Raw genomic sequence first — 2,893 nt, forward strand, 5'->3', positions numbered from 1 at the left:
ATTATCGAAGTGGAACCATCTGGAAAGTTGGATCATAGAGGGTGAAAATCCCGTACACGAATCGTTAACGAAGCCTAGCAGTATCCTGAGTAGTGCGGGACACGAGAAATCCTGTATGAATCAGCCGGGACCATCCGGCAAGGCTAAATACGACCGAGAGACCGATAGCGAACCAGTACCGTGAGGGAAAGGTGAAAAGAACCTCGAACAGAGGAGTGAAACAGCCCCTGAAACCATGTGCCTACAAGCGGTCGGAGCAGCGTTAAGCTGTGACGGCGTGCCTTTTGCATAATGAACCTACGAGTTATTGTCATTGGCAAGGTTAAGCGCCACGAGGCGCGCAGCCGAAGCGAAAGCGAGTCTGAACAGGGCGCATCAGTCAGTGGTAATAGACGCGAAACCAAGTGATCTACCCTTGAGCAGGTTGAAGGTTGGGTAACACCAATTGGAGGACCGAACCGATAAGCGTTGAAAAGCTTCCGGATGACTTGAGGGTAGGGGTGAAAGGCTAATCAAACTTGGAGATAGCTCGTACTCCCCGAAATGCATTTAGGTGCAGCCTTGAGTATTAGTTGTGTCAGGTAGAGCGACTGATTGGATGCGAGGGCTTCACCGCCTATCAAGTCCAGATAAACTCCGAATGGGCACAAGTAACAACTCAGGAGTGAGGGCGCGGGTGCTAAGGTCCGCGTCCGAGAGGGCAACAACCCAGATCATCGGCTAAGGTCCCCAAATATGTGTTAAGTTGCATTAACGAAGTTCAGCTACACAGACAGCTAGGATGTTGGCTTGGAAGCAGCCATTCATTTAAAGAGTGCGTAACAGCTCACTAGTCGAGTGGCAGGGCGTGGATAATAATCGGGCATGAAACATGTTACCGAAGCCATGGGATTAAAATAATCGGTAGGGGAGCATTCCAGTATGGCGTAGAAGGCGTACCGTCAGGTATTCTGGAGCAGCTGGAAAAGCAAATGTAGGTATAAGTAACGATAAAGGGGGTAAGATACCCCCTCGCCGAAAGACTAAGGTTTCCTGATCAACGCTAATCGGATCAGGGTAAGTCGGGACCTAAGGCACAGCCGACAGGCGCAGCCGATGGATGAAACGGTAAAGATTCCGTTACTGGCTGAATAAGTGAAGCGGAGACGCAGGAGTGAAACTGCTGCCACCTGACGGAATAGGTGGTTAAAGGGTGTAGGCGTAGATAGATGCAGGCAAATCCGCATTTAGAGCCGAACCTGAAAGTATGGAGAGTCTTAGGATGATTCAAAAATGCAGGTAATCAGGCTGCCAAGAAAATCCGCTAAGCGTTAATTATTTGGTCACCCGTACCACAAACGGACACACGTAGTCGGGTTGAGAATACTAAGGCGCTCGAGCGATTCACAGTTAAGGAATTAGGCAAAATAACCCTGTAACTTCGGGAGAAAGGGTGCCTGCTGGAAAGCAGGCCGCAGAGAAAAGGTCCAGGCAACTGTTTAACAAAAACACAAGGCTATGCGAATTCGAAAGAAGCAGTATATAGTCTGACACCTGCCCGGTGCTGGAAGGTTAAGAGGAGATGTCATAGCAATAGAAGCATTGAATTGAAGCCCCAGTAAACGGCGGCCGTAACTATAACGGTCCTAAGGTAGCGAAATTCCTTGTCGGGTAAGTTCCGACCTGCACGAATGGTGTAATGATCTGGACACTGTCTCAACTGTGATCTCGGTGAAATTGTAGTATCGGTGAAGATGCCGATTACCCGCGATGGGACGAAAAGACCCCGTGAACCTTTACTATAGCTTTACATTGGATTTGGGCACTTGATGTGTAGGATAGGCCGGAGACTGTGAAGCGGGTACGCCAGTATTCGTGGAGTCAACGTTGAAATACGGCCCTTTGAATGTTTGAATTCTAACTCCAGTAATGGAGGACATTGTATGGTGGGTAGTTTGACTGGGGTGGTCGCCTCCAAAAGAATAACGGAGGCTTCTAAAGGTGCGCTCAGGACGATTGGTAACCGTTCGCAGAGTGTAATGGTATAAGCGCGCTTGACTGGGAGACAAACAAGTCGGACAGGTAGGAAACTAGAGCATAGTGATCCGGTGGTTTCAGTATGGAATGGCCATCGCTCAAAGGATAAAAGGTACTCCGGGGATAACAGGCTGATCATTCCCAAGAGCTCATATCGACGGAATGGTTTGGCACCTCGATGTCGGCTCGTCACATCCTGGGGCTGGAGAAGGTCCCAAGGGTTGGGCTGTTCGCCCATTAAAGTGGCACGCGAGCTGGGTTCAGAACGTCGTGAGACAGTTCGGTCTCTATCTATCGTGGGCGCAGGATATTTGCGGGGAACTGACACTAGTACGAGAGGACCGTGTTGGACAGACCACTGGTTTACCGGTTGTTCCGCCAGGGGCATCGCCGGGTAGCTAAGTCTGGGAGGGATAAGCGCTGAAAGCATCTAAGTGCGAAGCCTGCCTCAAGATAATATATCCATATAAGGGACGTTGGAGACTACGACGTTGATAGGCTACAGGTGTAAAGGCAGTAATGTCAAAGCCGAGTAGTACTAATAGCCCGAAAGTTTTATAATAGAACCACGAAAAAAAATGGGTTTGCCATATACGGTTCAAAAAACGATACTCGAACCTTGTTTATTTGCTCTTTTGCATCAAGTCAAAATTAATTTGCTAATTAACAAATTTGCTGATTAGCTGGTTAATAAAAGAAATTCAGGTGGTTATAGCGTTGGGGTTCCACCTCTTCCCATTCCGAACAGAGAAGTTAAGCCCGATAGCGCCGATGGTACTGCACATGTGTGGGAGAGTAGGTAGCCGCCATTTTAAAAGGAGAACAGCCTCGCAGGGAATTGCGGGGCTGTTTTTTGGTTACCACCAGCCCCACCAAC

The 2,893-nt window shown here is 48.9% G+C and carries 2 rRNA genes; both read left to right on the forward strand.

The features are described from left to right. Positions 1 to 2,579: ribosomal RNA gene (locus ACYPWY_RS15855) — 23S ribosomal RNA — on the forward strand; the annotation flags it as partial. A 138-nt stretch (positions 2,580 to 2,717) separates the two neighbouring features. Next, positions 2,718 to 2,828: ribosomal RNA gene (gene rrf, locus ACYPWY_RS15860) — 5S ribosomal RNA — on the forward strand. Positions 2,829 to 2,893 lie beyond the last annotated feature (65 nt).

The organism is Viscerimonas tarda (assembly GCF_054601255.1).